This window comes from Gottfriedia sp. S16(2024) (assembly GCF_050473765.1).
Classification (GTDB): domain Bacteria; phylum Bacillota; class Bacilli; order Bacillales; family Bacillaceae_G; genus Gottfriedia.
The window spans coordinates 1,012,574-1,038,147 of record NZ_JBFLUO010000001.1; the positions used below are offsets into that span (position 1 = coordinate 1,012,574).

Annotated in this window: 23 protein-coding genes and 9 tRNA genes; 2 read left to right on the top strand and 30 right to left on the bottom strand. The window is 32.6% G+C overall.

The features are described 5' to 3' along the window. Positions 1 to 201 precede the first annotated feature (201 nt). From AB1282_RS04665 to AB1282_RS04740, 16 genes are all read right to left on the bottom strand, one after another. The gene (locus tag AB1282_RS04665; RefSeq protein WP_429898615.1) at positions 202 to 1,875 is read right to left on the bottom strand and encodes a DUF2326 domain-containing protein; all 1,674 of its coding nucleotides are present in this window, start codon (positions 1,873 to 1,875) and stop codon (positions 202 to 204) included. Further along, positions 1,862 to 2,119 (bottom strand): ABC-three component system middle component 6, encoded by a 258-nt coding sequence (locus AB1282_RS04670; protein WP_429898617.1) that lies wholly within the window; start codon positions 2,117 to 2,119, stop codon positions 1,862 to 1,864. The genes AB1282_RS04665 and AB1282_RS04670 overlap by 14 nt, the downstream gene beginning before the upstream one ends. After that, the gene (locus AB1282_RS04675; RefSeq protein ID WP_429898618.1) at positions 2,106 to 3,098 is read right to left on the bottom strand and encodes a hypothetical protein; all 993 of its coding nucleotides are present in this window, start codon (positions 3,096 to 3,098) and stop codon (positions 2,106 to 2,108) included. Before AB1282_RS04675 ends, AB1282_RS04670 begins: the two co-directional genes overlap by 14 nt. Positions 3,099 to 3,568: 470 nt before the next feature. After that, positions 3,569 to 4,474, bottom strand: a complete 906-nt coding sequence (gene rnhC / locus AB1282_RS04680) for a ribonuclease HIII (RefSeq protein WP_429898620.1) — start codon at positions 4,472 to 4,474, stop codon at positions 3,569 to 3,571. Positions 4,475 to 4,494: 20 nt separating this feature from the next. Continuing rightward, positions 4,495 to 4,914, bottom strand: coding sequence for a hypothetical protein (locus AB1282_RS04685; RefSeq protein ID WP_429898621.1), 420 nt, complete (start codon positions 4,912 to 4,914; stop codon positions 4,495 to 4,497). A gap of 18 nt (positions 4,915 to 4,932) precedes the next feature. Then, a complete protein-coding gene (locus AB1282_RS04690; protein WP_429898623.1) occupies positions 4,933 to 6,030 on the bottom strand; it encodes a hypothetical protein in 1,098 nt (365 codons plus the stop codon). 297 nt (positions 6,031 to 6,327) lie between these two features. Further along, positions 6,328 to 6,410, bottom strand: a tRNA-Leu gene (locus AB1282_RS04695). Positions 6,411 to 6,423: 13 nt separating this feature from the next. Next, positions 6,424 to 6,496: transfer RNA gene (locus AB1282_RS04700), tRNA-Lys, on the bottom strand. A gap of 125 nt (positions 6,497 to 6,621) precedes the next feature. Next, a tRNA-Gln gene (locus tag AB1282_RS04705) sits at positions 6,622 to 6,696 on the bottom strand. A gap of 261 nt (positions 6,697 to 6,957) precedes the next feature. Then, positions 6,958 to 7,032, bottom strand: a tRNA-Gln gene (locus AB1282_RS04710). Positions 7,033 to 7,245: 213 nt separating this feature from the next. Then, positions 7,246 to 7,321: transfer RNA gene (locus AB1282_RS04715), tRNA-Asp, on the bottom strand. A 12-nt stretch (positions 7,322 to 7,333) separates the two neighbouring features. Continuing rightward, positions 7,334 to 7,409 (bottom strand) — tRNA-Val (locus AB1282_RS04720). 10 nt (positions 7,410 to 7,419) lie between these two features. Next, positions 7,420 to 7,494, bottom strand: a tRNA-Glu gene (locus tag AB1282_RS04725). A 10-nt stretch (positions 7,495 to 7,504) separates the two neighbouring features. After that, positions 7,505 to 7,595: transfer RNA gene (locus AB1282_RS04730), tRNA-Ser, on the bottom strand. A gap of 7 nt (positions 7,596 to 7,602) precedes the next feature. Continuing rightward, positions 7,603 to 7,677, bottom strand: a tRNA-Asn gene (locus AB1282_RS04735). 83 nt (positions 7,678 to 7,760) lie between these two features. Further along, positions 7,761 to 8,213, bottom strand: coding sequence for a SprT family protein (locus AB1282_RS04740; protein WP_390312810.1), 453 nt, complete (start codon positions 8,211 to 8,213; stop codon positions 7,761 to 7,763). A 302-nt stretch (positions 8,214 to 8,515) separates the two neighbouring features. Here AB1282_RS04740 and cmpA point away from each other — a divergent pair, with 302 nt between their 5' ends. After that, positions 8,516 to 8,626: a cortex morphogenetic protein CmpA gene (gene cmpA / locus AB1282_RS04745; RefSeq protein ID WP_088044329.1), complete on the top strand. Its 111-nt coding sequence runs from the start codon at positions 8,516 to 8,518 to the stop codon at positions 8,624 to 8,626. On the opposite strand, the gene AB1282_RS04750 is transcribed toward cmpA, so the two are convergent. The 13 genes from AB1282_RS04750 to msrA all read right to left on the bottom strand — a co-directional run bounded on the left by AB1282_RS04750 (position 8,616) and on the right by msrA (position 23,532). Further along, positions 8,616 to 10,814 (bottom strand): Tex family protein, encoded by a 2,199-nt coding sequence (locus AB1282_RS04750; protein WP_286131774.1) that lies wholly within the window; start codon positions 10,812 to 10,814, stop codon positions 8,616 to 8,618. The two genes, cmpA and AB1282_RS04750, sit on opposite strands and share 11 nt — an antisense overlap. A 116-nt stretch (positions 10,815 to 10,930) precedes the next feature. Next, entirely contained in the window at positions 10,931 to 11,281 is a 351-nt protein-coding gene (gene ndoA, locus AB1282_RS04755; RefSeq protein ID WP_056476047.1) for a type II toxin-antitoxin system endoribonuclease NdoA, read from the bottom strand. Positions 11,282 to 11,285: 4 nt separating this feature from the next. After that, positions 11,286 to 11,567: a CopG family ribbon-helix-helix protein gene (locus tag AB1282_RS04760; protein ID WP_056476050.1), complete on the bottom strand. Its 282-nt coding sequence runs from the start codon at positions 11,565 to 11,567 to the stop codon at positions 11,286 to 11,288. Positions 11,568 to 11,711: 144 nt separating this feature from the next. Further along, positions 11,712 to 12,878, bottom strand: a complete 1,167-nt coding sequence (alr, locus tag AB1282_RS04765) for an alanine racemase (RefSeq protein ID WP_429898625.1) — start codon at positions 12,876 to 12,878, stop codon at positions 11,712 to 11,714. Positions 12,879 to 13,047: 169 nt separating this feature from the next. Further along, on the bottom strand, positions 13,048 to 14,067 hold the full coding sequence (locus tag AB1282_RS04770; protein ID WP_156339745.1) for a LolA family protein: 1,020 nt from the start codon (positions 14,065 to 14,067) through the stop codon (positions 13,048 to 13,050). Positions 14,068 to 14,411: 344 nt separating this feature from the next. Then, on the bottom strand, positions 14,412 to 14,765 hold the full coding sequence (gene acpS / locus AB1282_RS04775; RefSeq protein WP_056476057.1) for a holo-ACP synthase: 354 nt from the start codon (positions 14,763 to 14,765) through the stop codon (positions 14,412 to 14,414). 25 nt (positions 14,766 to 14,790) lie between these two features. Beyond that, a complete protein-coding gene (uvsE, locus tag AB1282_RS04780) occupies positions 14,791 to 15,756 on the bottom strand; it encodes a UV DNA damage repair endonuclease UvsE (protein ID WP_429898628.1) in 966 nt (321 codons plus the stop codon). 125 nt (positions 15,757 to 15,881) lie between these two features. Further along, complete coding sequence (locus AB1282_RS04785) at positions 15,882 to 17,432, bottom strand: DEAD/DEAH box helicase (RefSeq protein WP_056476060.1); 1,551 nt, start codon at positions 17,430 to 17,432, stop codon at positions 15,882 to 15,884. Positions 17,433 to 17,857: 425 nt separating this feature from the next. Beyond that, positions 17,858 to 19,234 (bottom strand): UDP-N-acetylmuramoyl-tripeptide--D-alanyl-D-alanine ligase, encoded by a 1,377-nt coding sequence (locus AB1282_RS04790; protein WP_429898630.1) that lies wholly within the window; start codon positions 19,232 to 19,234, stop codon positions 17,858 to 17,860. Positions 19,235 to 19,314: 80 nt separating this feature from the next. Continuing rightward, positions 19,315 to 20,415, bottom strand: a complete 1,101-nt coding sequence (locus AB1282_RS04795; protein ID WP_429901066.1) for a D-alanine--D-alanine ligase — start codon at positions 20,413 to 20,415, stop codon at positions 19,315 to 19,317. A gap of 232 nt (positions 20,416 to 20,647) precedes the next feature. Next, positions 20,648 to 21,919 carry an MDR family MFS transporter gene (locus AB1282_RS04800; RefSeq protein ID WP_429898631.1) on the bottom strand — a complete coding sequence of 424 codons (1,272 nt, stop codon included), beginning with the start codon at positions 21,917 to 21,919 and terminating at the stop codon, positions 20,648 to 20,650. Positions 21,920 to 22,089: 170 nt separating this feature from the next. Continuing rightward, positions 22,090 to 22,317 carry a hypothetical protein gene (locus AB1282_RS04805; RefSeq protein WP_056476072.1) on the bottom strand — a complete coding sequence of 76 codons (228 nt, stop codon included), beginning with the start codon at positions 22,315 to 22,317 and terminating at the stop codon, positions 22,090 to 22,092. A 267-nt stretch (positions 22,318 to 22,584) separates the two neighbouring features. Beyond that, the gene (gene msrA, locus AB1282_RS04810) at positions 22,585 to 23,532 is read right to left on the bottom strand and encodes a peptide-methionine (S)-S-oxide reductase MsrA (RefSeq protein WP_286131775.1); all 948 of its coding nucleotides are present in this window, start codon (positions 23,530 to 23,532) and stop codon (positions 22,585 to 22,587) included. A gap of 150 nt (positions 23,533 to 23,682) precedes the next feature. Between msrA and mscL the strand changes: the two genes are divergently transcribed. Then, positions 23,683 to 24,084, top strand: a complete 402-nt coding sequence (gene mscL, locus AB1282_RS04815) for a large conductance mechanosensitive channel protein MscL (RefSeq protein WP_429898634.1) — start codon at positions 23,683 to 23,685, stop codon at positions 24,082 to 24,084. 83 nt (positions 24,085 to 24,167) lie between these two features. Here mscL and AB1282_RS04820 read toward each other — a convergent pair whose 3' ends face one another. After that, entirely contained in the window at positions 24,168 to 25,376 is a 1,209-nt protein-coding gene (locus tag AB1282_RS04820; RefSeq protein ID WP_056476081.1) for a C40 family peptidase, read from the bottom strand. Between the last annotated feature and the right edge of the window lie 198 nt (positions 25,377 to 25,574).

Consider the following 25,574-nt stretch of genomic DNA (forward strand, 5'->3'; position numbering starts at 1 on the left):
TTTTGATTTGGTAATTTTACCGTTTATGTTATAAAATTTATGACCCTCGTTGAGGCACCTATTTAAGGTAACGTCTTTTTTATATAATTTATCATATTTGATAATAAGATCTACTCCTAATAAAAACTTAACTATAAATAAAAAAAGAAGAAGTCATATAGTAAACTTCTTCTTTCTTAGTATTTTCACTTGTTTTATCATTCAAACTTCAAATTCAAATTTAAATAGCTTATCTTTTTCGGATAAGATTATTGCACTTTCTTTTTTTATTATTTCCAATAGATTTTCATTATTCCCGATTTGATACTTATTAATTGCAATAATTACTTGTTTTTTATTTTGTAGGGAAATTTTTCTAATCTCTTGTAGCATATTAGAAACCTGACGAGGGTCAATTCCATTATAACATGATGAATCATGAACTAAGAACTCCAGTTCTTGATTATATTTAAATAATAAATAATCCATTAAATTCTTTCTTACTTCATTAACTCCTTCACCAGTATCACCTTTTAGATTTATCTCAATAGAAACAGGTCTTCTAGTTAAATGTTTTTTACGTACTTTAATATCAAAGAAAGAATTAACTTCTTCATCATAAATCTCTTTTGTAATTAGATATATAAAATCTCTAAACTTTATGATTAATTCTTCAAATTCACTTCTTATCGATTCCGCCTTTACAAAATGAGACGTTAAATTAGAATCTTCTGTCTTAATCTGGTCATCTATATTTTTAATTTGAGATAATTTTCCTTCTTTATATTTAAATTCCTGAAGATCACTATTGTATTTACCAAAAAGTTCTACTGATTCTTGGTATATTTTATTAACTGAAATTATCTTACCTAATTTGTTAACATCATTTGACAAATTTGTAATTTCTTCTTCTAATATTAATATTGACTTTTCAAGTAATATTTTCTTTTTATATAAAAACTCTTTGCGTTCGTTATAAACGATTTTATGAAATTCCTCAACTTCTTTAAGTTCCCGTTTAACCATATCTGGAACATCTATATTTGCTTTTTTATATATCGCAAGAATATGATCACTTTTTACATCTGTTTTATCCGAACTGCTTATAAATTCATCTAATCTATTAATCTCAAATTTATCAATTTCACTTTTTGCTTTTTTCTTTTTTAAAACATTGCTTTTATGGACATATTCTTCTACAATATTTGTTTGCATTTCAGATATTTCTAATTTTTTTATTTTTTCAGCAATTTCTTTTATCTTATTAGATAATCTTTCAACCTCTTTATCTACATAATATATCTCTTCATCAATTTGCTTAGTATCAATATTACCATAAAATGATATAAGTTCATTTTTATATTTCTTATGCTCTTTGATTTTATCTTGAGATCCATAAATACAACTTACATCATCCAAAATCTCTTTCAAACCTAACAAATCTAAAAAACATACAACATCATCTTTATCAGGGTTATTTCTCATACTAATTTCACTGGATTTTTTACTTACTAAAAATTGTTTACTTATTTTCTTTCTATCTATTTCAAAAAATATTTTATATTCTGTTAAAGATTTAGGTTCCCCATTAATAAGAATATTTTCTGATGTACCTAATTCTCTACGAATGTTATATTTCTTATCTTTATGCTTTATTATTGCATCTAAATAATAGCCGTGTATCGCCTTTTTAATAATAGTAGGATCTTCATTCGCTCCGAATATATAATCAATAAGCTTTAAAAGTAATGTTTTCCCTAAGCTATTTATTGTTGCTCTTGAATTTTTAGGATCTTGAACATCTCCATATATAAAAGATGTCCCAGATTCTCTAAAATCTATATCTCTAATTACTTCTTCTGCAGGAGTACTAATTACCAATTTAATTATTCTCATTAATAATAATTTCTCCTTTGCTATTGTAAGTAATCATATTAGTTAAATACATGAATTCTAAAAGGTATATGAATTTTTGTAATGTAGGTGGATTACTTATTTTATTCGTTTTGATGTATTTCTTTTCAAAAGTTGACCATAATATTTCAATAGTATTCTTTCTTTCCAATAGAATCTCAAGTATAAGCGCACTTAATCCAATAAAACTTTCACCTACACTAACATATTTACTAGGTAATATCACTAAGTTTCACCTCTTCTTTTTCAAAAATATCGCATTTATCAAAAATATAAATTATTAAAAATTTCATTGGTATTTCAGCCATGCTATTATTATTAGTGTATGACAAAGTTTCACTTATAAGAATTTTATACAAATCCTCACCTTTGTACTCTTTACTTAAATCCTCATATTTATTAATGATAAAATTTTTAACTCTATCAAACTTATTTTCAAAAAGTATATCTTGATTGATAACATTAATAGCTTTGTCCACTATATCTAGTTTCTCTATTATGTTTTCAATTTCTTCTTTTTTACCTTCTAATTTATTAATAATTATTTTGTTCGCTGAAGATACTCTTTGATATTTTTCAAAAGATTTACTTCCAAGGTATTGATGTGAAATATTACCTGATATTTCTTCAATCAAGCTAATAATTAATGTTTCAGAAACTGCATTATAATCTACAATACTTTTTATTCTTAATGTAGCTGAAATCTTCTTAAGAACATCTATATCGTCAATTTCTTCTAATAAATCTCTTATATAATCACAATTGCTTACTAAATGGTCAATATTAATACAGTATTCTTTGTTTAATTTTTCCACTAGATTGTCAAAATAACTATTACTATCATGAGGTAGATTACCATCAATTGTATTTACAATAAAAATAAATTTATTAATATTACCCTTCCATTTCTTTTCCTTATAAACTATTTTCAAAAGCCCCTCAAGATCATCCTTAAATTTCTTTTCAATCTCAGTTTTTAAAGAGTCTTTTAATCTAGTAGGTGCAAAAATTTGATAAAAAGTTGCATTTTCTTTAACCCAACCATCATTTTTTTGATCTCCACCATAAAAATCAGGCATGCCGTATGTTAGCCCTTTATATTTATAATAAGCACGTAAAATATCTTTTAGTTGTAATTGAAAATTTATACCTGTTACACTTCTGATGTAAATCACAATTGCTTCAATATAATCATATCTATCCATAAATACTCCCCTGATTCCGAAAATTACTTCTTAAACCTATATTAACACCCTTGGTACTTATCTACAATTAGATTGAAGTATATACAATTACAAGTCTAAACGCTCCAAAAGCATCATTTAAACGATATATTTTCGTCCCATATACTAACTCATTCATATATATTTCTATTGAAAAATACCCTGTTAATTTACAAATAACAAGGAATTACGTTTTTACAGAGTATAAATACAAAAAAAAACTACACCGAAGTGTAAGTCCTAAATTTACATACAAATGTTAATTTACTAAACCTTTAATATAAGTAAAACTTTTAAAATAATTGGAGTAAAAAGGAGGACGTCAATATTAAAAAAATTAACTCCTTAAAATAAACGATGCTGCCTAAAGGACTTGAACATACACTAAATCTTCGCTTAAAAATAAATAAAATTAACTATTAATAAAATTACCACTATTTTTTTTACTTATTTTAAATATCATTAATCGTTTTAAAGTGTAATTTGGTCACTTCGTTTAAATTTTCAAAACCGTACTTTAATGAATATGTTTTACCAGCTTCAACAACACTGGAAGCAGCTCCTTTCGGAAATTTCAAATTGTACTTTTCTTCAGCATGTTTTAGCCATAACAAATATTCGCTTCGTGCTATTATCGACGCAGCTGCTACTGCTAAATTTTTTTCAGCTTTTGTCTCTTGAATTAAATTTATTTCTTTGCCTAATTTTTTTAATCTATTGTTTATTAAACTTACATCTCCAAACTTATCTGAAATAGCTAACTCAACCATTTGTTTTTGTAATAAATTTTCTAATACAGTAGAATGACACCATGCAAGAATTGAGTTAAGATTTTTCATCTTCATATATAACTCATTGTATTTATAAGGTCTCAAAACTATTGAACTAATTCTATTATTTAATAAAAGCTTTAGTTGATCAGAAATTTCTAAAATCCGATTATCCGAAATCTTTTTACTATCTCTTACACCTAGTAATTCCAAATTTTTAATATCTGCTGGTTTAAGTAAAACACCCGTACAAACCAACGGACCAAAAAAATCGCCTTTTCCTGATTCATCAATTCCAATCCATGGCTTATCATAAATATACTTAATATCACTAGAAGAAATTTCTTGTTTATCATTTTTATCAAATATTTCTTTAATAAAATGCTTAGTGGGTGAATCCTTTCCCTGAATAACTATTTGTAATCCTTTTTTTCCAAAATAAAGATTTACTTGAACTATTTCATTCTCATGTTTAACTTTAAACTGTTTACCATAGGGAATGTCTTTTTCATCTGTAATGACTACATTATTTTGGAAGCAAGTGGTTTTAAAATTCTTTACGGCCATATATAAATCCTCATTAGACAAAATCAATCCCCCCTATCTTATTAACAATCATGTAATTCTTCAATTTGTTGAATAAAATCAAAAGTTAAACCATTCTTACTCAACTTAACCAATTCTTCTTGAATACTATCATCAGATACGTTTAGGTTCCACTTAAAAATATAGTCTTCGTATGGGCCTAGAAAATTATATAGATCAACATAAATTTCAAAATCTTTAATATCAAGCTTTAACTGCATTAAAAAGTTATTAATTCCCGTATATGTTTCATATGTCCAGTCTGTAGGGTTTTCGTATCCTTTAGCAATTATAACTAAATATGGTATTTTATTTGTAATTGGGTTTGGTATTAATAAATCAAAATAACCTCTAAAATTATTATTACGATAAATACTTATCTGTGCTGTAATCTTATTAACTTCCGTATAACTTGAATGGACAAAAATATTTTTATTTTCCATTTTTTATCATCCTAAAATCTAAAATAAAAGTTCATAGCTTTCCGAAACGTGTCTATATATATCTTCAACAATTTTTACTGCTGTCCTTATATCTAGTATTTCTAGTTGGTCTGGGCCACCATGAAAATGCTTATTTCTTACTTTTTGTAAAATGTCATACATTCCTATTAATAATGTATGAACTTTCGGGTTTCGTCCTAATTTCGCTAGTGCCTTCGGTTGTAAAGTTACTCTTTGGTTAGTGTTAAATACTTTTTCATGGAAACGGAAATCAGAATGTTTTACTTCTTGTTTCGTACAAATCTCTTTATCGATAATAATTTTTTTCAAATATCCTTCTAATGACCTTAAAGCAGGAGCAACATATGAGAAATATTCCGGTAACTCTGGTGTAGTATCTAGAAAAAATTGAGATGAAGCCATTGATTTTTGATCACGTTCATATAGAAATTCATAGGCTTTACCAAGTCTACTTGAAACATTCTTAGTAGCGTTCGAAACAGCATTGTCAGTAACTACACTTTGAACTGATTCATCAGCAGTGGATGCTATTCTAATAACAATTTCTTTAACTGACACATTTAATTCTCGTTCAATCTCACCACATAGCATATCCCAAACATTCCATGTTTTGCCTTGAAGTAATAGTATACCCGTTGAGTATTGACTTACTGTAATTTTTTCTTGACGTGATGGATGTTTAACTTTCCACCTATAAATACAATGTTGTGGATCCACAACCTCTTCTAATTCGAAACTATTTTCTTTTATTTTGCTTACTAATTTTTCTTTGATATTTTCTATATTATGCTTATCAACTAAGTAAGATGCAGATGAATCTTTTACTTTACGAGTCGCACTTTCTTGTTCATTAAACCATTCCAAAAATTTATTTCCACCTTCTTGGTTTTTACCAAGACTAGAAGATATAGATAACCCATTATTCGTTTCCTGTACTCTAATTGTAACTGTTTTTTCCCCATCCGGTTGAAATTGATAATGAAACAATTTATTATTTTTCTCCTCAACTTCCATTTTTGTGTCTATGGAATGCAGATAAGTAAACAATAAATCTTCAAATTCTTTAATTGAAATATTTAATTCGTTTAATTTCATTCGACCAAACCCTTAAATTGATTATTTTTAATTATAATAACATGATTTTGGTAAAAATAACCTTTTCTCTTTGTATTATTTCCAAAAAATTCATAAAATAAAAAATCCGAGGGAAATTTTTGCCCTTATTCTTTCTTCCTTCATAATTAAAACTAAACAAAAAAACAAATAAAAAGAACGTTACTTTAATGTAACGTCCATAAGAATTATTTACATTTGTTATAAAATTGGAGTAAAAAGGAGTACAGAAAAATTAGAATTTATCAGTACTAACCATTAAATCGTTGATATTACTGATGCGGCCGAGAGGACTTGAACCTCCACGGAGAAACCTCCACTAGGCCCTCAACCTAGCGCGTCTGCCATTCCGCCACGACCGCGAATAAACAAAAGTGAGCCATGAAGGATTCGAACCTTCGACCCTCTGATTAAAAGTCAGATGCTCTACCTACTGAGCTAATGGCTCATAATATAAAGATATTACAAGTATAACTAAATACCAAATATTTTTAAACCAACTTACTGTCTACACGATCGCGTCTAAGATAAAGCAAATCCCCTTACCTTAAACATACTTATAAAAAACTAAAATGGCTGGGCTACCTGGATTCGAACCAGGGCATGACGGAATCAAAATCCGTTGCCTTACCGCTTGGCTATAGCCCATTGATGTAACATCATGAATCAACTTCTCCGAGTAATCTTCATGAACCCGCTCCGCAGGATTTTTTTTTATGTTGTTTTGCCTTTACCTCTCGAATCAACCTCTCAAGATAAAAAACAATCCGACACTTCAATATACTTCTTTACCTAAAGTTCGAGTGACCTTCAAGAACCCACACTATAGGATTATTTGTGTTTTAATGTTTATCCTCCAGAAACTACTCCAAAGTAAAACAGTCTAACACCTCAATCTTCTAAAACAAATGGCTGGGCTACCTGGATTCGAACCAGGGCATGACGGAATCAAAATCCGTTGCCTTACCGCTTGGCTATAGCCCATTGATGTAACATCATGGATCAACTTCTCCGAGTAATCTTCATGAACCCGCTCCGCAGGATTTTTTTTATGTTGTTTTGCTTCCACTTCTAGAATTAACTCCTCAAGATAAAAAACAATCCGACATTTAAAATATTTAAGGTCTAACTCCAAAAACCCACTCTTACTATTTTTCTCCAAATAAAGAAAAAAATACTACAATATGTAGTAATGAATGGCGGTCCCGACCGGGATCGAACCGGCGATCTCCTGCGTGACAGGCAGGCATGTTAACCGCTACACCACGGGACCATATGAAGTTAATGGTGGAGGATGACGGGCTCGAACCGCCGACCCCCTGCTTGTAAGGCAGGTGCTCTCCCAGCTGAGCTAATCCTCCAGGATAAAAATGGTGACCCGTACGGGACTCGAACCCGTGTTACCGCCGTGAAAGGGCGGTGTCTTAACCGCTTGACCAACGGGCCAAAAAAAATATGGCAGAGAAGAAGGGATTCGAACCCTCGCACCGCGTAAACGATCTACACCCTTAGCAGGGGCGCCCCTTGAGCCACTTGGGTACTTCTCTATAATAATGGCTCCGCAGGTAGGGTTCGAACCTACGACCACTCGGTTAACAGCCGAGTGCTCTACCACTGAGCTACTGCGGAAAAATACTAATCTTTTCATCAAGTTTTGTAACGTGATGACAAGTATTAATATAAACTAAATGCATATTAGATGTCAACACTATTTATAATAGTTTTAATGGACTTTTGCACATTCCACATACATAGCGACTAGTGTCCACTTTTCTTTTTCTTAAAAAAGCTTGCCCACACCCTGAACATCTATATTTATACTTATAGGAATGCGTTCTTTTTTTTATTGAATTTAGTGGTTTGCAATACCTAGGTGCACCTACCTTTTTTAATAGTTCTTTAAAGTCTCTATCCTCATGCTTATATCCTTTTTTCATAATATGAAGATGATAATGGCACAGCTCGTGTAATATGATCCCCTTTAGCTCTTCAATTCCGTGTTCTTCTAAATAAAATTTATTTAATTCGATATTACTTGTTTTTAATAAATACCTACCACCAGTTGTCCTTAATCTAGTATTGAAAGAAGCTTGGTGAAGAAATGGTCGCTCAAAATAAGTGATTGATAGTTCTTCAACCAGTTTTTGTATCTCCTCGTTATCCAATTATGAATCGCCATCCTTTTTTCTACTTTATTATAACTGAACAACTCACAAATTCTTGGGTATGCGCATACATTAAACTTACAAATGAGAATTTTAAAAGATCTTATTAGTACGATTTATGCTAAATGGGCTGCTCTTAGTAAACCTCTCTACAACGGCGTAATTTTTACTATCCAAAATGAACAATACAGTTATCCTTTTTATACAACGTATCGGAAGGTTATCCCTCACTCATTTATTTCATCGCCCATCCTCAAAAAAGATGGGCGAAGATTTTTAAGTTGGAGGTTTTCATCATGGTAATGCCTAGTTGGCTTAAAACTCAAATTCAAAAAGCATTTTATGAAAAAAACCGTTATCAAATTAAATTATTAAATCAATGTTGGTTTTATTATCAAAAAATTAAGCTTTGACGATTTCTTTCGATTCAATTGGTAGCATAGATAAACCTACTCTTTGTTTCTTTTGGTCTACTTCAGCAATCCATACCTTGACTACTTGACCAACCGATACAACATCAAGCGGATGCTTAATAAATTTACTACTCATTCTAGAAATATGAACAAGGCCATCGTTCTTTAGCCCAATATCAACAAACGCACCAAAATCGACTACATTTCTTACTGTTCCTTCAAGTTCCATTCCTATTTTTAGGTCTTCAATTTGAAGAACATCTTGGCGAAGGATTGGTGCTGCTAATTCATCTCGTAGATCTCTTTCAGGTTGCATTAATGATGCTAAAATATCCTTTAGCGTAATTTCACCAATATCTAGTTGCTCTGATACTTCTTTTAAATTAATCGTCTTTAACTTTTCTTTCAATTCACTTGAACCAATTTGACTCGTTGAGAATTTTAATTGCTTTAATAATTTTTTTACTTGTACGTAGCTTTCCGGGTGGATACTTGTACGGTCTAAAGGCTCATCTCCTTCTAGAACACGTAAAAACCCAATACATTGCTCATATGTTTTAGCGCCTAATCTAGGTATTGTTTTAAGCTCTTTTCGGTTTGTAATTTTCCCTTTTTCGTCACGGTAATTAACAATATTTTTCGCTACTGTCTTGGACAAGCCCGATACGTATTGAAGTAGTGAAACTGAAGCTGTATTTACATTTACGCCAACTTGGTTAACAGATGTTTCAACGACGAATGATAATGATTCATTTAAGCTCTTTTGAGATACATCATGTTGATATAATCCTACCCCAACAGATTTAGGATCTATTTTCACAAGTTCTGCTAACGGATCTTGTAGTCGTCTTGCAATTGATACTGCGCTTCGTTCCTCAACTTGGAAATCAGGGAACTCTTCTCTTGCTAACTCAGATGCTGAGTAAACACTTGCACCAGCTTCATTTACGATTACATAATAAGTATTATTTTTCATTTCTTTTAAAATTCCAGAAATAAACAGCTCTGTTTCTCTCGAAGCTGTACCGTTTCCAATTGCGATCATTTCTATTTTATATTCGATAAGAATATCTTTAATTTTTGCAACTGCTTGTTCTCTTTTATTTCTTTGAACCTCTTCCCTTTCACCTTTGAAAGGATGAGGGTAAATCACACCTATTTTAAGAACTTTCCCCGTCTCATCTACTACTGCTAATTTACAACCTGTACGGAATGCAGGATCTACTCCTAGCACGATTTTCCCTTTTAATGGTGGTTGCAGTAATAATGAACGCAAGTTTTCTGAGAAAATATTAATCGCGTGTGAATCAGCTTTTTCGGATAATTCTTTACGAATCTCTCTTTCAATTGAAGGCTGAATTAATCTTTTATATGCATCTTCAACGACTTCCACCAGGATTGATCGTACAAAAGTGTCCTTTGTAATAACCCTTTTTTCTAAATATAAAATAATCTCTTCAAAAGGAGATTGAATTGCAACCTTTAATATATCTTCTTTTTCAGCACGATTCATTGCTAGTATTCTATGTGGAACAATCTTTGAAATTGGTTCAGAGTATTCGTAATACATTTCGTATACTTTTTTCTCGTCTTTTTCAGAGTCTTTTACAGTACTTTCAATCGTTCCCTTTTTGAAGGTAACTTCACGAATCCACTTTCGATACGTAGCATCGTCTGCAATCCATTCCGCAATTATATCTTTTCCACCTTGAATAACTTCATCAACTGTATTAACTTCCAGTTCAACATTTATGTATTTTAACGCTTCATCCGCAAGTGAACCTTCATTTGGCATTGAAAATAACCATTCTGCAAAAGGTTCTAACCCTTTATCTTTAGCAACTGTAGCGCGAGTTCTTCTTTTTTCTTTATATGGTCGGTATAAATCTTCAACTTCTTGTAGCTTTGTAGCTAATGTAATACTTTTACGTAATTCATCAGTCAGTTTCCCTTTTTCCTCAATTAAACGGATTACTTCATCTTTTCTCGTTTGAAGATTTACAGCATACTCATATTTTTCTAAAATGGAATGAATTTGCACCTCATCAAGAGATCCTGTTTTTTCTTTTCGATACCTAGCAATAAAGGGAATCGTATTTCCTTCTTCCTTCAATTCAATTACGGTAGCTACTTGTTTCGAAGTAATTGTTAAATCAGATGCAATTTTATTAATCAATTGTTGTGACAAAAATAACGCCTCCAATTTTTGGGAATTATATAAGACCTAAAATAACCCTTTCAAGACGAAAGGGTTACAAAACATTTATTATAATCTATGTAGGTAAAGCTGCTATAAAAGCAACTTTAAAAATCAACAAGTCCTAAACTGATTTGCAACGCTTCATCAACCTGATCCATCATCTCATCATCAAGATGTGTTATCTTATCGGTTAATCGTTGTTTGTCAATCGTTCGAATTTGTTCTAGTAGTATAACCGAATCACGTTCAAATCCATATTTTTTAGCATCGATTTCAACATGTGTTGGAAGCTTTGCTTTTTGGATTTGTGCTGTAATCGCAGCGACTATAACGGTAGGACTAAAACGATTACCGATATCATTTTGTATTATGAGAACCGGACGAACTCCACCTTGTTCTGAGCCAACTACAGGGGAAAGGTCTGCAAAATATACGTCGCCACGTTTTACTATCAAGTGATTACCCCCCGCTAACTAAGCGCTCCACTTTAGAATCCGCTTCAGACTCAGCATAGAATGACTCAGAAGATATTAATAAGTTGATTTTAGCCATTTCCATGTATCCACGTCGCATGTGTTCGCGACTTTGGCGTCTTTTACGATCTTTTAAAAACATCTTAGTCGCTTGATAAATATACTCATTTCGATTACCGTTTTCTTGCTTTACTAATCCATCTAGTTCGCTTACTACGTGTTTTGGTAAACGTACTGTTATTTCAGTTGTCGCATTTAGTTCGGACAAGTTTCAGCACCTCCAGAATCAACTATTACCCATATATCTCCCTATACTACATCATACCATTATTTTCAGTGATTGGAAAGACACATATCTTCGCTTATCTTAACCAAAATACAGTGTTTCATACTTTAATACATCAAATTACAATTAATCTGATACTAGATAATTACTTATGGACTTAATATTTCCATTCTTTTTATATACTCTTGGTACCCTATGATTTATAAGGCAAGTTACTTCATAATTGATTGTATTCATATGTGCAGCGACTTCCTCAGCCGTTACTGCTCCATCCTTACTTTCTCCTATTAAAGTCACTTTTGTACCAACAGGATAATGTTTAGAAAGCTTGATCATACACTGATCCATACAAACTCTACCAACTATTTCTGCCTTTTCACCTTCAACCAACACAGAAAATCCTTGCATATCTCTAAGCCAGCCATCCGCATAGCCAATTGGTAACGTCGCAATCCACTCTGAATCAGAAGTAAAATACGTTGCACCATAACTTACACCACTATTTGCTGGTAATTGCTTAATATGTGAGATTTTCGTATAAAGCGATAGTGCTGGCTTTAATGTAAATGGTAGCATTGGTTTTATTTCTAAAGATGGAGTTAAACCATACATGATAATACCAACACGTACAGTATTAAATAGGTTAGTTTCTAATGCAGCCGCTGCACTGTTTGCACAATGAATTAGCTCAGGAGCGAATCCACTGCCTTTAACCCATTCTATACATTCATAAAATTTGTCTACTTGCTCATTAAAATAAGATCTATTTAGCTCATCAGCAGTAGCGAAATGTGTAAACAAACCTTCCAGTATAATTGATGGATTTTTTCGTAAGATCGATGCAACTTGCTCCCATTCAGATCTTGTTTTCAGGCCTAATCTACCCATCCCAGTATCAAATTTAATATGAATCATTGTACGATCTGTGCTTTTTAGATTTTTAGAAATACCTTCTAACCAATCAACATTATATGCCGTTAAAGTTAATTTATTCTTGATTGCAACGTTAATATCCTCAGGTCTAGTTGCCCCCAACACTAAAATCGGCGCCTCTATTCCCGCGTTACGCAGAAAAATCCCTTCATCAATAAAAGCAACTAATAATCTTGTTGCACCAGACTTTAATGCTTGTTTCGCTACTTCTACATAACCATGTCCATATGCATTCGCTTTTAAAGCTACATATATTTCTTGATGATTAGGGTAAAGCGATACAATATTTTTGATGTTTTCTTCAATAGCATCTAAATCTACTTCTACCCATGTGTCGCGATAAAATGATGTTTCTGTCATGAACTACACTTCCTTATCGATTTACCCATTACTCTTTTTTATATGTGTAAAATTATTTGCTTATTTTACTATAAATGTCAACCAATATACTACTCAATTTTAGTTTATTTAAAATTTAAAAAGGCGTGATAAAGCATCATCACGCCCTTTTAAGTTTGAAAAAAAAATATTATTTTGTGCCTGTATCTCCGACTGATTGGGCAACTTGAATTAACTCACCTTGAGTTAAGTTTTTAGAAACAATCGTAAAGTCTGTTCCACCGTATGACCATGTAATCATCTTATCTGATAATGCTCCTACTGTTTTACCTAAATCGACTGGTTCACCAGTGATCTCCATCGTTGTTCCAGACTCTGAAATCCGTGCTTTTTGCTCTATTAAAGTAAACGATTTTTTATCACCTTTATATGAAAGGATAACTTGAACACCATTATCTGTTTTTACTTCTTGTTGATCATCTAACACTACACCATTCATTAAATAATTAGGGTAAAGTGTAACTAATAAATCAGGATCATTTTCTGGATTTGTAGAAGTAGGTACACTTAAACGAGCGCTTGTCATATTTTTCTTCACATCAAAAGCATCATTATCAAATTTCGCATTGTATTGTACTTTATCGAATTTAACGTCCAACACAACATTTTTATCTGTATCTAATAGTTTTACTGATTCAGGTGTCAGACCTTTTTTATTAAAAGTAATTTCTTGTGTTGGGAGCAATTGTCTATTTGTGTAATTTGTTTTTGTTTCAAACACATATCCTTGCTTTGTTGTTTTAAACGTTGCATTCTTATCTTGTACTAGATCATTAACCAATGATTCCGGTAAATATGGCTGACTGCTGTTTGATGGCCAATCACTTTGGAAGCGATAGCTTTTATTTAATGCTGGTGTTAAAACAAACACACCCTCTTTGTTTCTTAAAATAATTTGGTTTTGATCACTCTTAGCATTTTTTAGTTGTACACGGTAGTAAGAAGGCTTTTTATGCCAAATGACTACTTCATACTTTTGAGGATCATTCCCGTTATTAATTGTTAATGTTGCATCGGCCTTATAGCCATTCATTTTTTCCATCTGATTGCTAAGAGAACCTACAACATCATCTTTCGATTTCGTGCCACATGCAGCCAATGATAGTACTAACATGATTGTCAAAAGCATCGCTACAAGCTTTTTCTTCATCTCCCCAGCTCCTTTATTCCTCTTAAATTGTAAAAAAGAGAATTTTATGCAAAGGCTTATGAATAAATGTGCGCGAGTAGCTTAGAAGTAAAATCTAGATTTATTCATGCACGTTGCAACCTTGCTTCTTATATCCTCATGAAACTATATGAGGTCAAGCTCTAAAATATGCAGACTAGCATGACAAGCTAATTTAAAAAATTTAAAGAAAACTCTCTGATTGGAGAGCCTGTTAGTGAAGCCAATGGTGTAGTTACACATATTAATTAATCCTTAAAATTTAGCAACTACGTCGTATACAAAAAAAGAAAAGTCACTCAAATGAGTGACTGTTTAAAAGGGTATTATATTTGCTGTAAGACCACTTGAGCAGCAGCATAATGTTCTGTATGCGTAATTGATAAAAACGGTATAAACGGCAAATCAACGCTTAATACAGGCTTACCTTTTCCGTCATTTAAGATTTCAATATCATGAAATCCTAATTCTTTCCCAATTCCTGTGCCAAAAGCTTTTGAACAAGCTTCTTTTGCGGCGAATCTTCCTGATAAAAATTCAAGTTTTCTTCGTTCTGATAAGTTTTCGTATATTTCATATTCTGCTTCAGTTAAAATCCTTTTCGCAAACCGGGGCTGCGAGCTAGTAATTTCTTTCATTCGTTCAATTTCTACTAAATCTAATCCAATACCTACGATCATATTTCCTCACCCTAACTTTCGAGTACTACGGTTTAAAATAAAAACTTGAATCATTAATCATTTCAATAGACGGATGAGCTTTCAGATCATCCATTAATTGAAATAATGCATTATCTTTTTGTTTCGCTTCAATCATACAATCAATTTGCCTAACCGAGCCATAAATATCATTTAAAAATGTAATAAACATGTTCGGGTCCACAAAATCGGCATGAGCACGTATGTCTTTCTCATCTCTAGGACTTGATATATGCATTTTCATTGGCAAGCTCGAAGCTTTCCATGTATCGACTGCAAAACTCCAGTTTTTTACCCAATCTTCATTTGTGTGATTAACTAGATGATGATGATAGTCAAATACAAGAGGTACTCCTAATTTTTCACAGGCAAATAATGTTTCATCAAACGTAAAGGTAGTATCATCATTTTCAAACATTAGCATTTTTTGAATTTGCGCAGGAACAAGGCTGAAATTCTCTATTAATTGCTCCAGTGATTTTTCCTTATCATCATACCCTCCACCAATATGTAGTACACATCTTTGTTCTGTATTAATCTTCATCGCTTTTAAAAGCTGATAATGCATTTTTAAGGTTTTTACTGATGTTTTTAATAACTCTTCATCAGTTGAGTTCAAGATAACAAAATGATCCGGATGAAAATCAATCCTCATTTCATTCGTAATCGCAAATTTACCTAACTCAAGTAAACTTTCCTTTAATGGCTTTATGTAATTCCAATCTGCTACTTCTTCATGATTTGCTAAAGGGACTAATTTACTACTCAGGCGAAAAAAAGATATATCATGTGCTTTGTTGTGCTTTAGTAGTCTTAGACAGTTATTTATATTAGTATTAGCAATTTGCTCTAGCTTACGAATAGCCGCATCTTTATCCTTTTGTTTTAAAAACTGAGCAACCGTCATTGTCTTTGATGGCGAGGCGTTTTGTAAATTCATACTCATTGCGACATATCCAAGTCTTACCAACATTATCATTCCAACTCTCATATGTTTTTAGTTAGTGTATGGAATCTGTCCAAATTCACGCATTACAAGAAAATAAAATTATAAACAAAAAAGGTACATGGATTTTACCATGTACCTTAACTAGTTACTTATTTACTGCTGTCTTGTGGTTTGCGTTGTCCACCACGGTTGTTATCACGAGAACCTTCGTTACGTTTGCCACGGAAGTTTCCTCCGCCACGGTTATCACGGTCTCCACGACGTCCATCTCCACGACGATTATCGCTACGACGTCCATCTCCACCGCCACGTCTATTTTCGCCACGACGGTATCCGCCGCCACCGCCACCGTTTCCTCCGCGTCCGCCACGGTCACGTTTGACCATTGGTGGCTCATCAGTTAAACGAACTGGTGTTTCATTTGGCTCTTTTGTTAGCATTTTTAAAGCTGCAGCTACAACACTTACAGAATCATGCTCTTCAAGCAATTCTTCTGCAATACGTTTGTAGAATGCTAAATTATCACTTTCCATAGTCGAAGTTAATTTTTCAGCAATGATACGTTGTTGACTTTCAATTGCTTCGTCTAATGTAGGTGCAGTCATACGTTCCATACGACGTTTAGTTGTACGTTCGATATTTTTTAATTGATTAAACTCACGAGGAGTAATAAATAACATCGCTATACCTGATTTCCCAGCACGTCCTGTACGTCCAATACGATGAACATAGCTTTCAGGATCTTGTGGAATATCAAAGTTGTATACATGTGTAACTCCAGAAATATCTAATCCACGAGCTGCTACATCAGTTGCAACTAAAACATCAATTGAACCAGCTTTAAATTTACGAAGTACTTGCTCACGTTTCGCTTGTGATAAATCACCATGAATACCTTCTGCAGCATATCCACGTAAGTTTAATGCTTCTGATAATTCATCAACACGACGTTTTGTACGACCGAAAATAATCGCTAATTCTGGTGTTTGAATATCTAATAAACGTGTAAGAACGTCAAATTTTTTCTTTTCTTGAACTTCAATAAAATGTTGTTCAATGTTAGGCATTGTAACTTCTTTTGCTTTTACTTTTACGATTTGTGGATTTGTCATGAAAGTTTCTGCAATGCGACGAATTGGGTCAGGCATAGTTGCAGAGAAAAGAAGTGTTTGTTTGTTTTCTGGAACTTCTTTTAAGATCGCTTCAATGTCTTCAATGAATCCCATATTTAACATTTCATCCGCTTCATCTAATACAACTGTATTTACATTGTTTAGGCGAATTGTACGACGGTTAATATGGTCTTGAATACGACCAGGAGTTCCAACAATAATATGTGGGAATTTTTTTAAAGAACGCATTTGACGATTAATATCTTGTCCACCGTATATCGGAAGGATTTTTACACCTTTATTCATACCGATTTTGTGTAATTCTTCGCCAACCTGAATAGCTAGTTCTCGTGTAGGAGCGATAACAAGTCCTTGGACATTGTTACTATCTACATCAATTTTTTCTAGTAATGGAATACCAAAAGCGGCTGTTTTACCAGTACCAGTTTGCGCTTGACCAATTACATCATGGCCTTGTTTTGCTAATGGAATAGTCTGCGCTTGAATTGGTGTAGCTTCCTCGAAGCCTAATTTTTCAATCGCAAACAGGATTTTACTACTTAATCCTAATTCTTGAAATGTTGTCAATTTGGTTAATCTCCTTTGTATCTCAATTGATCTATAAAAATTTAAAATATTATATGTTTCGTGACTGTTTCATATGGAAGGTTCGTTTTTAGTGGAAAACAATAGTCCGAAGTATCATGAAAAGGAAACAATATCTACCCATTATACGGACATTCTATCTAAAAAGCAAATGAAGTTATATTCTAACAATTTGGTTTCCAAACTATATTTTACCCTTAAATTATCTTTAAATTCGCTATAAAATCATGTTTATAGCCTTCTTCATCCCTTATATTACGAACAGTTTTCATTTGTTAAATTACGCGTATAAAATTTTCACTTCATATATTTTTACACGCTTTAAGCGAAGAGAAAAACTAAGCGAAAAAGGAATACTTCTATCCCTATTTCTCCTGCCTTCCCCTCTCTTGATTATATACTTATCCCTAATTTACTAGTGCATTTACAACTTCTTCTAATTTCATTCCCCTAGAAGCTTTAACTAATACTAGGTCATTTGGTCCTACCTGTTGTAATAAATCTTCAATTAACTTATTTTTATCTTCAAAGCTTTTTACTTTTGAAGAGTCCATTTGTTCAAAAGCTGACTTTGCTGCAAACTTACTTAATGGTCCAAAAGTATAAAGATAATCGAAATGAAGATTTACGACTTCTTCTCCAATTTCTTCATGAAAAGCAATTTCTTGATCACCTAATTCTAGCATGTCGCCAAATACAACAAATTTTCGATTATAACCCTTTATTTCTGAAGCAAATAAAAGAGCCGCTTTCATAGATGTAACACTTGCATTATAGGCATCATTAATAATTGTTATTCCATTTTCATTCTTTACTAGTTCCATACGCATTTTTGTCATTTCTAAATTCTGCATACCTGAACTAATTTCATCCCATGTTAACGAAAACTTTCTCGCAACTGCAATAGCTGCTAATGTATTACTAATATTATGTTTGCCTAGTACACCCAATTTGAAACGGACATCGTTAGCTTTATTTATTTCAAATTCACTGCCAGATTCATTCATATCAATAAATGTTGGATATACATCATTACTTTCGCTAAAACCAAAAGTTTCGATTGTATAGATTAGGTTTTTGTCTTTTGTTCCTTCGATTAATAACGGTTCATCGCCATTAATGACAAGTAATCCACTTTTTGATAGTCCACTAGCAATTTCAAGCTTCGCCTTTGCGATACCAGCTCTTGAGCCTAGTTCTTGCATATGAGACTCGCCAATGTTTGTAATTATTGCCGCGTCAGGCTCAGCTAAATTAGATAAAAATTCAATTTCTCCAAAATTGCTCATACCCATTTCTAAAACAGCAACCTCTGTATCTTCTGCCATCGCTAATACTGTTAATGGAAGTCCAATATGATTATTAAAGTTCCCTTGAGTTTTATGTACTTTATATTTTGCTGAAAGAATGCTAGTTAAAATATCTTTTGTCGATGTTTTCCCATTACTTCCTGTTATACCAACTATTTTACCATTCCACTCACTTAAATATGATTTAGACAGCTTTTGTAAAGCCTCTAATGTATCATCAACCAAGATGACAGATGCGTTTGTTGGTACATTTGAAAATTCTCTAGAACAAAGTACTGCGCTAGCACCGTTTTCAATTGCTTGAGGTAAAAATTGATGCGCATCGAATTTTTCACCGATCAGCGGTATAAATAATTTTCCATTTAAATCTACACGAGAGTCTGTTGAAACTCCGTTGATAGTTAAATCTTCACCTTTTAATTGGCTACCAGGGATCATATTAACGATTTGAGATAAAGTACGTACGATTGACATTGTCACCCACTCCTCTTCTATAGCATTTTTCTTCTATTCACATGAAAACACTATTCAACCATGAATAGTGTTTTCAATTGTTAAATATTATATTTAATTTGTTGTTTTTGTTCGTAACGTTCGATCGCTAGGTCTATTAATTTTTCAATTAATTTTGGATATGTTAATCCAGTAGCCTGCCATAATTGAGGATACATACTGAACGGAGTAAATCCAGGCATTGTATTAACTTCATTCATTAATACGCCACCATCTTCAGTTACGAAAAAATCAGCACGTGTTAAGCCAGAGCCATCGATTGCTTTGAACGCAACTTCTGCATAATGTTTAATTTTTTCATATGTTTCAGTTTCAACAGGAGCTGGGATAATTAGACCAGTATCGCCACTCTCATATTTTGCAGTATAATCATAAAATTCTACTGATGGTTTGATTTCCCCAACAACAGAACATTCAACTTGATCATTACCTAATACAGCAATTTCAATTTCACGTCCAACAATGTTTTCTTCAATAATTATTTTACGGTCAAATTGGAATGCTTCTTCAAATGAAGCCATTAATGCTTCACGATTTTTAGCTTTCGTAATACCAACACTTGAACCTAAGTTTGCAGGTTTAACAAATACAGGATAGCCTAATTCTTTCTCGACTGCTTTATAGCAAGTCTCTGCATTTGCTTTCCACTCAGTTTTTAAGAAATGTACATATTTAGCTTGAGGAATTCCAGCTTGAGCAAACAAGTTTTTCATAATCACTTTATCCATACCAGCTGCTGATGCTAATACACCATTTCCTACATAAGGAATATTTAATAGTTCAAGTAAACCTTGAACTGTTCCATCTTCACCATTTGGTCCATGTAATAATGGGAAAATAACGTCAACTGGGCCAGTTGAATCTTGATTTGAAGCTGCAGGAATAATTGATGAAGTTAACGCGACAGGAGCGATTTCATTTACATGTTGATCCTCATTTGAGAATTTTAAAGCTGCAACACTTTCTACTTTCCCCTCAATTTGTTTCCCTTGTAACCATTCGCCTTGTTCTGTTATATAAATTGGATACACATCAAATTTTGTGTGATCTAAAGCAGAAATAACGGCAAAAGCTGTTTGTAATGATACTTTGTGTTCAGCAGATTTACCGCCATATAATAATCCTAACTTAATCTTCATGATGTTCCCCCTACTATTTTTTGCTCTCCCTATTGTACCACTTTATACAAATGTGTATAAGCTTTTATGGGTAGAAACCTATTTTTCTTTACAACATATGCAATGATAGCTGTTTTGTGATTTCTTTACAACTAAAAAAAGCATAGCTCTACATGAACTATACTTAGTGTGTGGACGAGAATAATAAGAATCACATTTGTTGACGAAGTAACAAAGAAAACAAGTGTCGCGAGAACTATTGCGCTATACCCTGTTGACTATCTCTAATCGCTACTTTTTCATCAAGTGAGCGATACATTATTCCTGATAATACAACTCCAGATCCAAGAATAACAAAAAGCCATATTCCTAATTTTAAATCAAATAAAAAGCCCCCAAGTAAAGGTCCAAGAAATCCACCAATCGTCCATTTCATACTACCAACCGCCATATAAGTCGCTCTTAAATCTTCAGGTGCAATATTCGCCACAAATGTCATTTGAACTGGCGACATCACCATTTCTCCAAAGGTATAGTATATAAAGATAATTGCCAATAAAAATAGAATCATCCACTTACCTAACCCAACTGAGAGGAAAAATGGTGGTGCAAGGCCGATCGATAAAATACCTAGGCCAAATAAGATGGTTCCATAAAACATCGTCTTTCCGATTGAACGCTTCGATAAATAACTTGAAATTGGAAATTGCAAAAGAACAACTAACAATCCATTAAGCGACATTAAAAATGGGTAAGGATTCCACATACCAAATTGCGATTGAAAGGTTTGTTTAAAATAAAGTGGTAGCATTCCTTCAATTTGTGAGAAACCCATTGAAATAATCACACCTGTTGCTACATAAAAAAGTAATAATTTATCAGATCCAATGATTTTCATAACCTTTTTAAATGGTATTTTCGTTACATCATTCTTTCCTTCATTATTCATATCTGCAGGAAGTGTTTCTTTTAATAGAATTAATTGTGCAATACTATAAAGTCCTAAAGCGATTGCTGCAATATAAAATAAGCTGTCTTTAGAAAAGTAAACAACTGAACTTCCTAATAATGGACCGATCACAGTACCGACATTACTTCCAACCCTTAATAAACCATATGCTTCAGTTCTTTCTTCTGGTTCAGTTACATCAGCTACCATTGCAGAAGCTGCCGGGCTAAAAAACGAGTTACTAATACCTAGTAAAATAGATAAAATTAAAAATGCTGTATAACCTTCTGCTAAAGCAAAGGATACTAAAATAAGAGATGTTCCAAGCGTCGAAAAAACCATCATACATTTTCGACCATATAAATCGGCGAGTCTACCACCTGCCATCGAACCAAATAAAGATGCTATAGGTGAAATAGACATAATAAATCCTACCTTTAGCATTGAATCAACTTTTCCTTCTAGGTATAGAGCAAAAAATGGCATAAGCATCATCATCGCACTACTTGTAATCGTTTCTCCAATTACTCGAACCCACACATTACGGTCCATACCTTTTAACTTTTTAAAAAAATTCATCCTTAAGCTACACCTCCTAGTGCATCATAACTTCCATATTTAAATCGTATCGGAAGAATTTTAAGTTACAAATTACTTTATACACGTATCCGATAAAATATGTTATACAAAACAAAAGGGCGTTCAGATTGACTTTTTGTCATCTGAACACCCACTCTTTTTTTAAACTTTTAAACTTGTTCTTTTGAAGAAACTGAGAACATCAATCCCAAAAAAGTACCTAATAGAAATAAGGTTGAACAAGAGCCCATCAATACTATGCTCACCGTTAGGCTTATGCCCGTATGTAAGAAACCGCTTCCAGTGAAATATAGTAAAAAAAGAATAAGACCGATAAAAAAGGCAATACCAGAATATTGAGTATATGTTTCAACGATTTCATTATCAGTGCGCTTCATAATGATTAACCTCCCGTTTCGTCTTTTTTGTGAATTGCAATACCTAATTTGTGACAACTTTGTGACACTTTTATATTAACACACTTATTTCGCAATTGTAAATATTTTCAGAAAACTTTTTTCGTAAATATTTAGGACAATCTTTTAAAACTAATAAGTAACATAAACAACCTCCCCCTACTAAATTAACAAATATAAAAAACCGAGACGAATAGCCATCTCGGTTCAAATTTAAATTTTTTTAATTTAGTTAAATATCCTTAAAGTCTATTTAAGGAAGATACTCTTATAATTACCATAGCCCTCTTCATCCATTTTTTCATATGGAACAAATCTTAATGCAGCAGAGTTTATGCAATAGCGCAGGCCCTCAGGCCCAGGTCCATCATCAAAAACATGCCCTAGATGCGAGTCAGCTTCAGAACTCCTGACTTCAATACGCAACATCCCATGGCTATAATCCTTCTTCTCTTCAATTTCACCTTTTAAAATTGGCTTTGTAAAACTTGGCCATCCACAGCCTGAATCAAATTTATCTAATGAACTAAATAAAGGAAGTCCTGATACGATATCAACATATATTCCTTTTTCTTTATGATTCCAGAACTCATTTCTAAATGGTGGTTCAGTTGCATCTTCTTGAGTAACAGCATACTGAATTGGTGTTAGTTTTTTCTTTAACTCCTCTTGGCCCGTTTTCCAGTTTTCCTTTAAAAATTTTTGACGACCAGATCCTTTAAAGTAAAGCTGGTAACGAATCGGGTGCTTTTTATAATAATGCTGATGATATTCTTCTGCTTCATAAAATGGTTTTGCAGATAAAATTTCTGTCACAATTGGTTTCTTGAAAACGCCACTTTTCTCTAGTTTATCTTTTGATACATGAGCTTGCTCTTTTTGATTTTCATTATGATAAAAAATTGCAGTTTTGTATGAACTACCACGATCATTAAATTGCCCACCTACATCTGTTGGGTCAATTTGTTGCCAAAATAAATCCAATAATTTTTCATACGGATAGACTTCTGGATCAAATGTAATTTGAACAGCTTCATAATGACCTGTTAAATGCGTGCATACCTCTTCATATGTTGGGTTTTCTTTCTCCCCACCTGTATAGCCTGACACAACTTTTATTATTCCGTCCTGTTGATCAAACGGTTTTACCATACACCAAAAACATCCACCAGCAAATGTAGCCAATTCTGTGCCCATACCTTTACTCCTCCTAAAAATTGTCATTAATTATATTTACCATATCTAAAAGACGATATAAATATTTTTGCTTAAAAAGACCAATTGCTAACTTGAAAGAATTAAGATTTGTATGTAAAATTATACGATAATTACACAGGAGGAAATTAGATGTTACAAGAATTTAAGAAGTTTGCTTTAAAAGGAAATGTACTAGATTTAGCAGTCGGGGTAATTATTGGTGGTGCATTTGGTAAAATCGTATCTTCTTTAGTTGCTGATATAATGATGCCAATAATTGGTTTAATCTCTGGTGGTATTGATTTCTCTAAATTAATGTACACATACAATAAAACTGAAATCAGATACGGACTGTTCATCCAAACAGTAGTCGACTTCCTTATCATCTCAATCTCGGTATTTTTCTTTATTCGATTAATTAATAGACTTTCATTTAGAAAGAAAGAAGTAGAAGAAGCAAAACCAGTTGTACCTACTAAAGAAGAAGCTCTACTTATTGAAATACGTGATTTATTAAAAGAACAGGTTTCAAATCAAAAAGGTATAAGCTAAAAGCTTATACCTTTTTAATATTTCCGTAAGATAATATAAAAAACCTCGTACTATACTAATTATAATACGAGGTTAATAAACTATTAGAATTTTCCATAGCCTAAGAAGTGAGAACGAACCCAGCTATTACTTAAGCTGATTACGCTGATCCCTTTACTTCCAGCATGAACCATTTTATTTCCACCAATGTAAATACCCATATGTGAAGGACCATTAATATAAGTATTTTGTAAGAATACTAGGTCACCAGGTTGTGGAGAGCTGATTTTTGTAGCATTGCTCCAATATGTTTTTACATTTCCACGAGAGATGCCATATCCATTATGTGAATATACATACCAGATGAAACCACTGCAATCGAAACCGCTTGGAGACGTTCCGCCAAATACATAAGGTACACCTTGGAATTGTAAAGCATAATCTACAAGTGAACCAGTTGCTACTGGACCATCATCATTTGAATCTGATTTAGGTTTTGAATCTGAATTTGAATCTGAATTTGAACTAGAATTTGAACTTGATTTCGAATCAGAATTTGAACTAGTTTTAGCAGCTGGAGTGCTAACGCTGTCATCTTCTTCATCATCGCTAGATAAAGCAGCTAGTTCAAGAGATTGTTGCTCAAGACGTTGAACTCTTTCATCTTCTTTTGCATTCTCCAGTTCTTTAACTGCTAACTTTAAGTTAGCTTCAGCTGTATTTAATGATTTTTGCTTTTCAGCTTGTGATTTAGAAAGATCACTTTGTTGCGCAACTAAATCTTCTTTTGCTGTTATTAAAGATTCTTTCTTCTGATCAACAAGTTGTTTTTCTTTTACTACTTCTGCTTGTTCAGACTTTTGTTCTTTAATGATATTTTCATCAGCTTGAAAAAGTGTTGAAATTGAGTTTACTCGATTAAAGAAATCTACGATTGAATCAGAATTAAATAAAACGTCTGTTACTAGATTAACTTTTGGTTGCTTTTGCATTGCAACTAAACGATCCTCTAATAAATCGTTACGTTTTTGAATTCTGTCTTCTAAATATGTAATTCTTGCTTTTTTATCTTTAATGATTTCTTCTGTTTCAGAAATTTCTGCTTTTTTTGCTTCTATGTTTTGCTTAGTTGTTTTAATTTGTTGATCTATTTTCTCTATCTCGTTGCTTAATTCTTTAAATTGTGATTGGAACTTATCTACTTCAGCTTGCTTTTTTTCAACTTTGCTATCAGCTAATACTGAAGCATTTGGCGCTAATGATAATACTATTGTACTTGCCATCGCCAGCACTGCTAGTTTTTTTCTTAACATTTCAGCGTTTCTCCTCTCGCTAATCTACGTAAATATTTATACCATAGATTTCCGAAGAGAGTCGCAATTGTTACAATATTGTAATATAAATGATAAATATGTCTTTATATGTCGATAAATTATCATCTTTTATTAAAGGAAACGAAATAAAACACTTCTATATTATATAGAAGTGTCAGTATTGATACAAATAACACA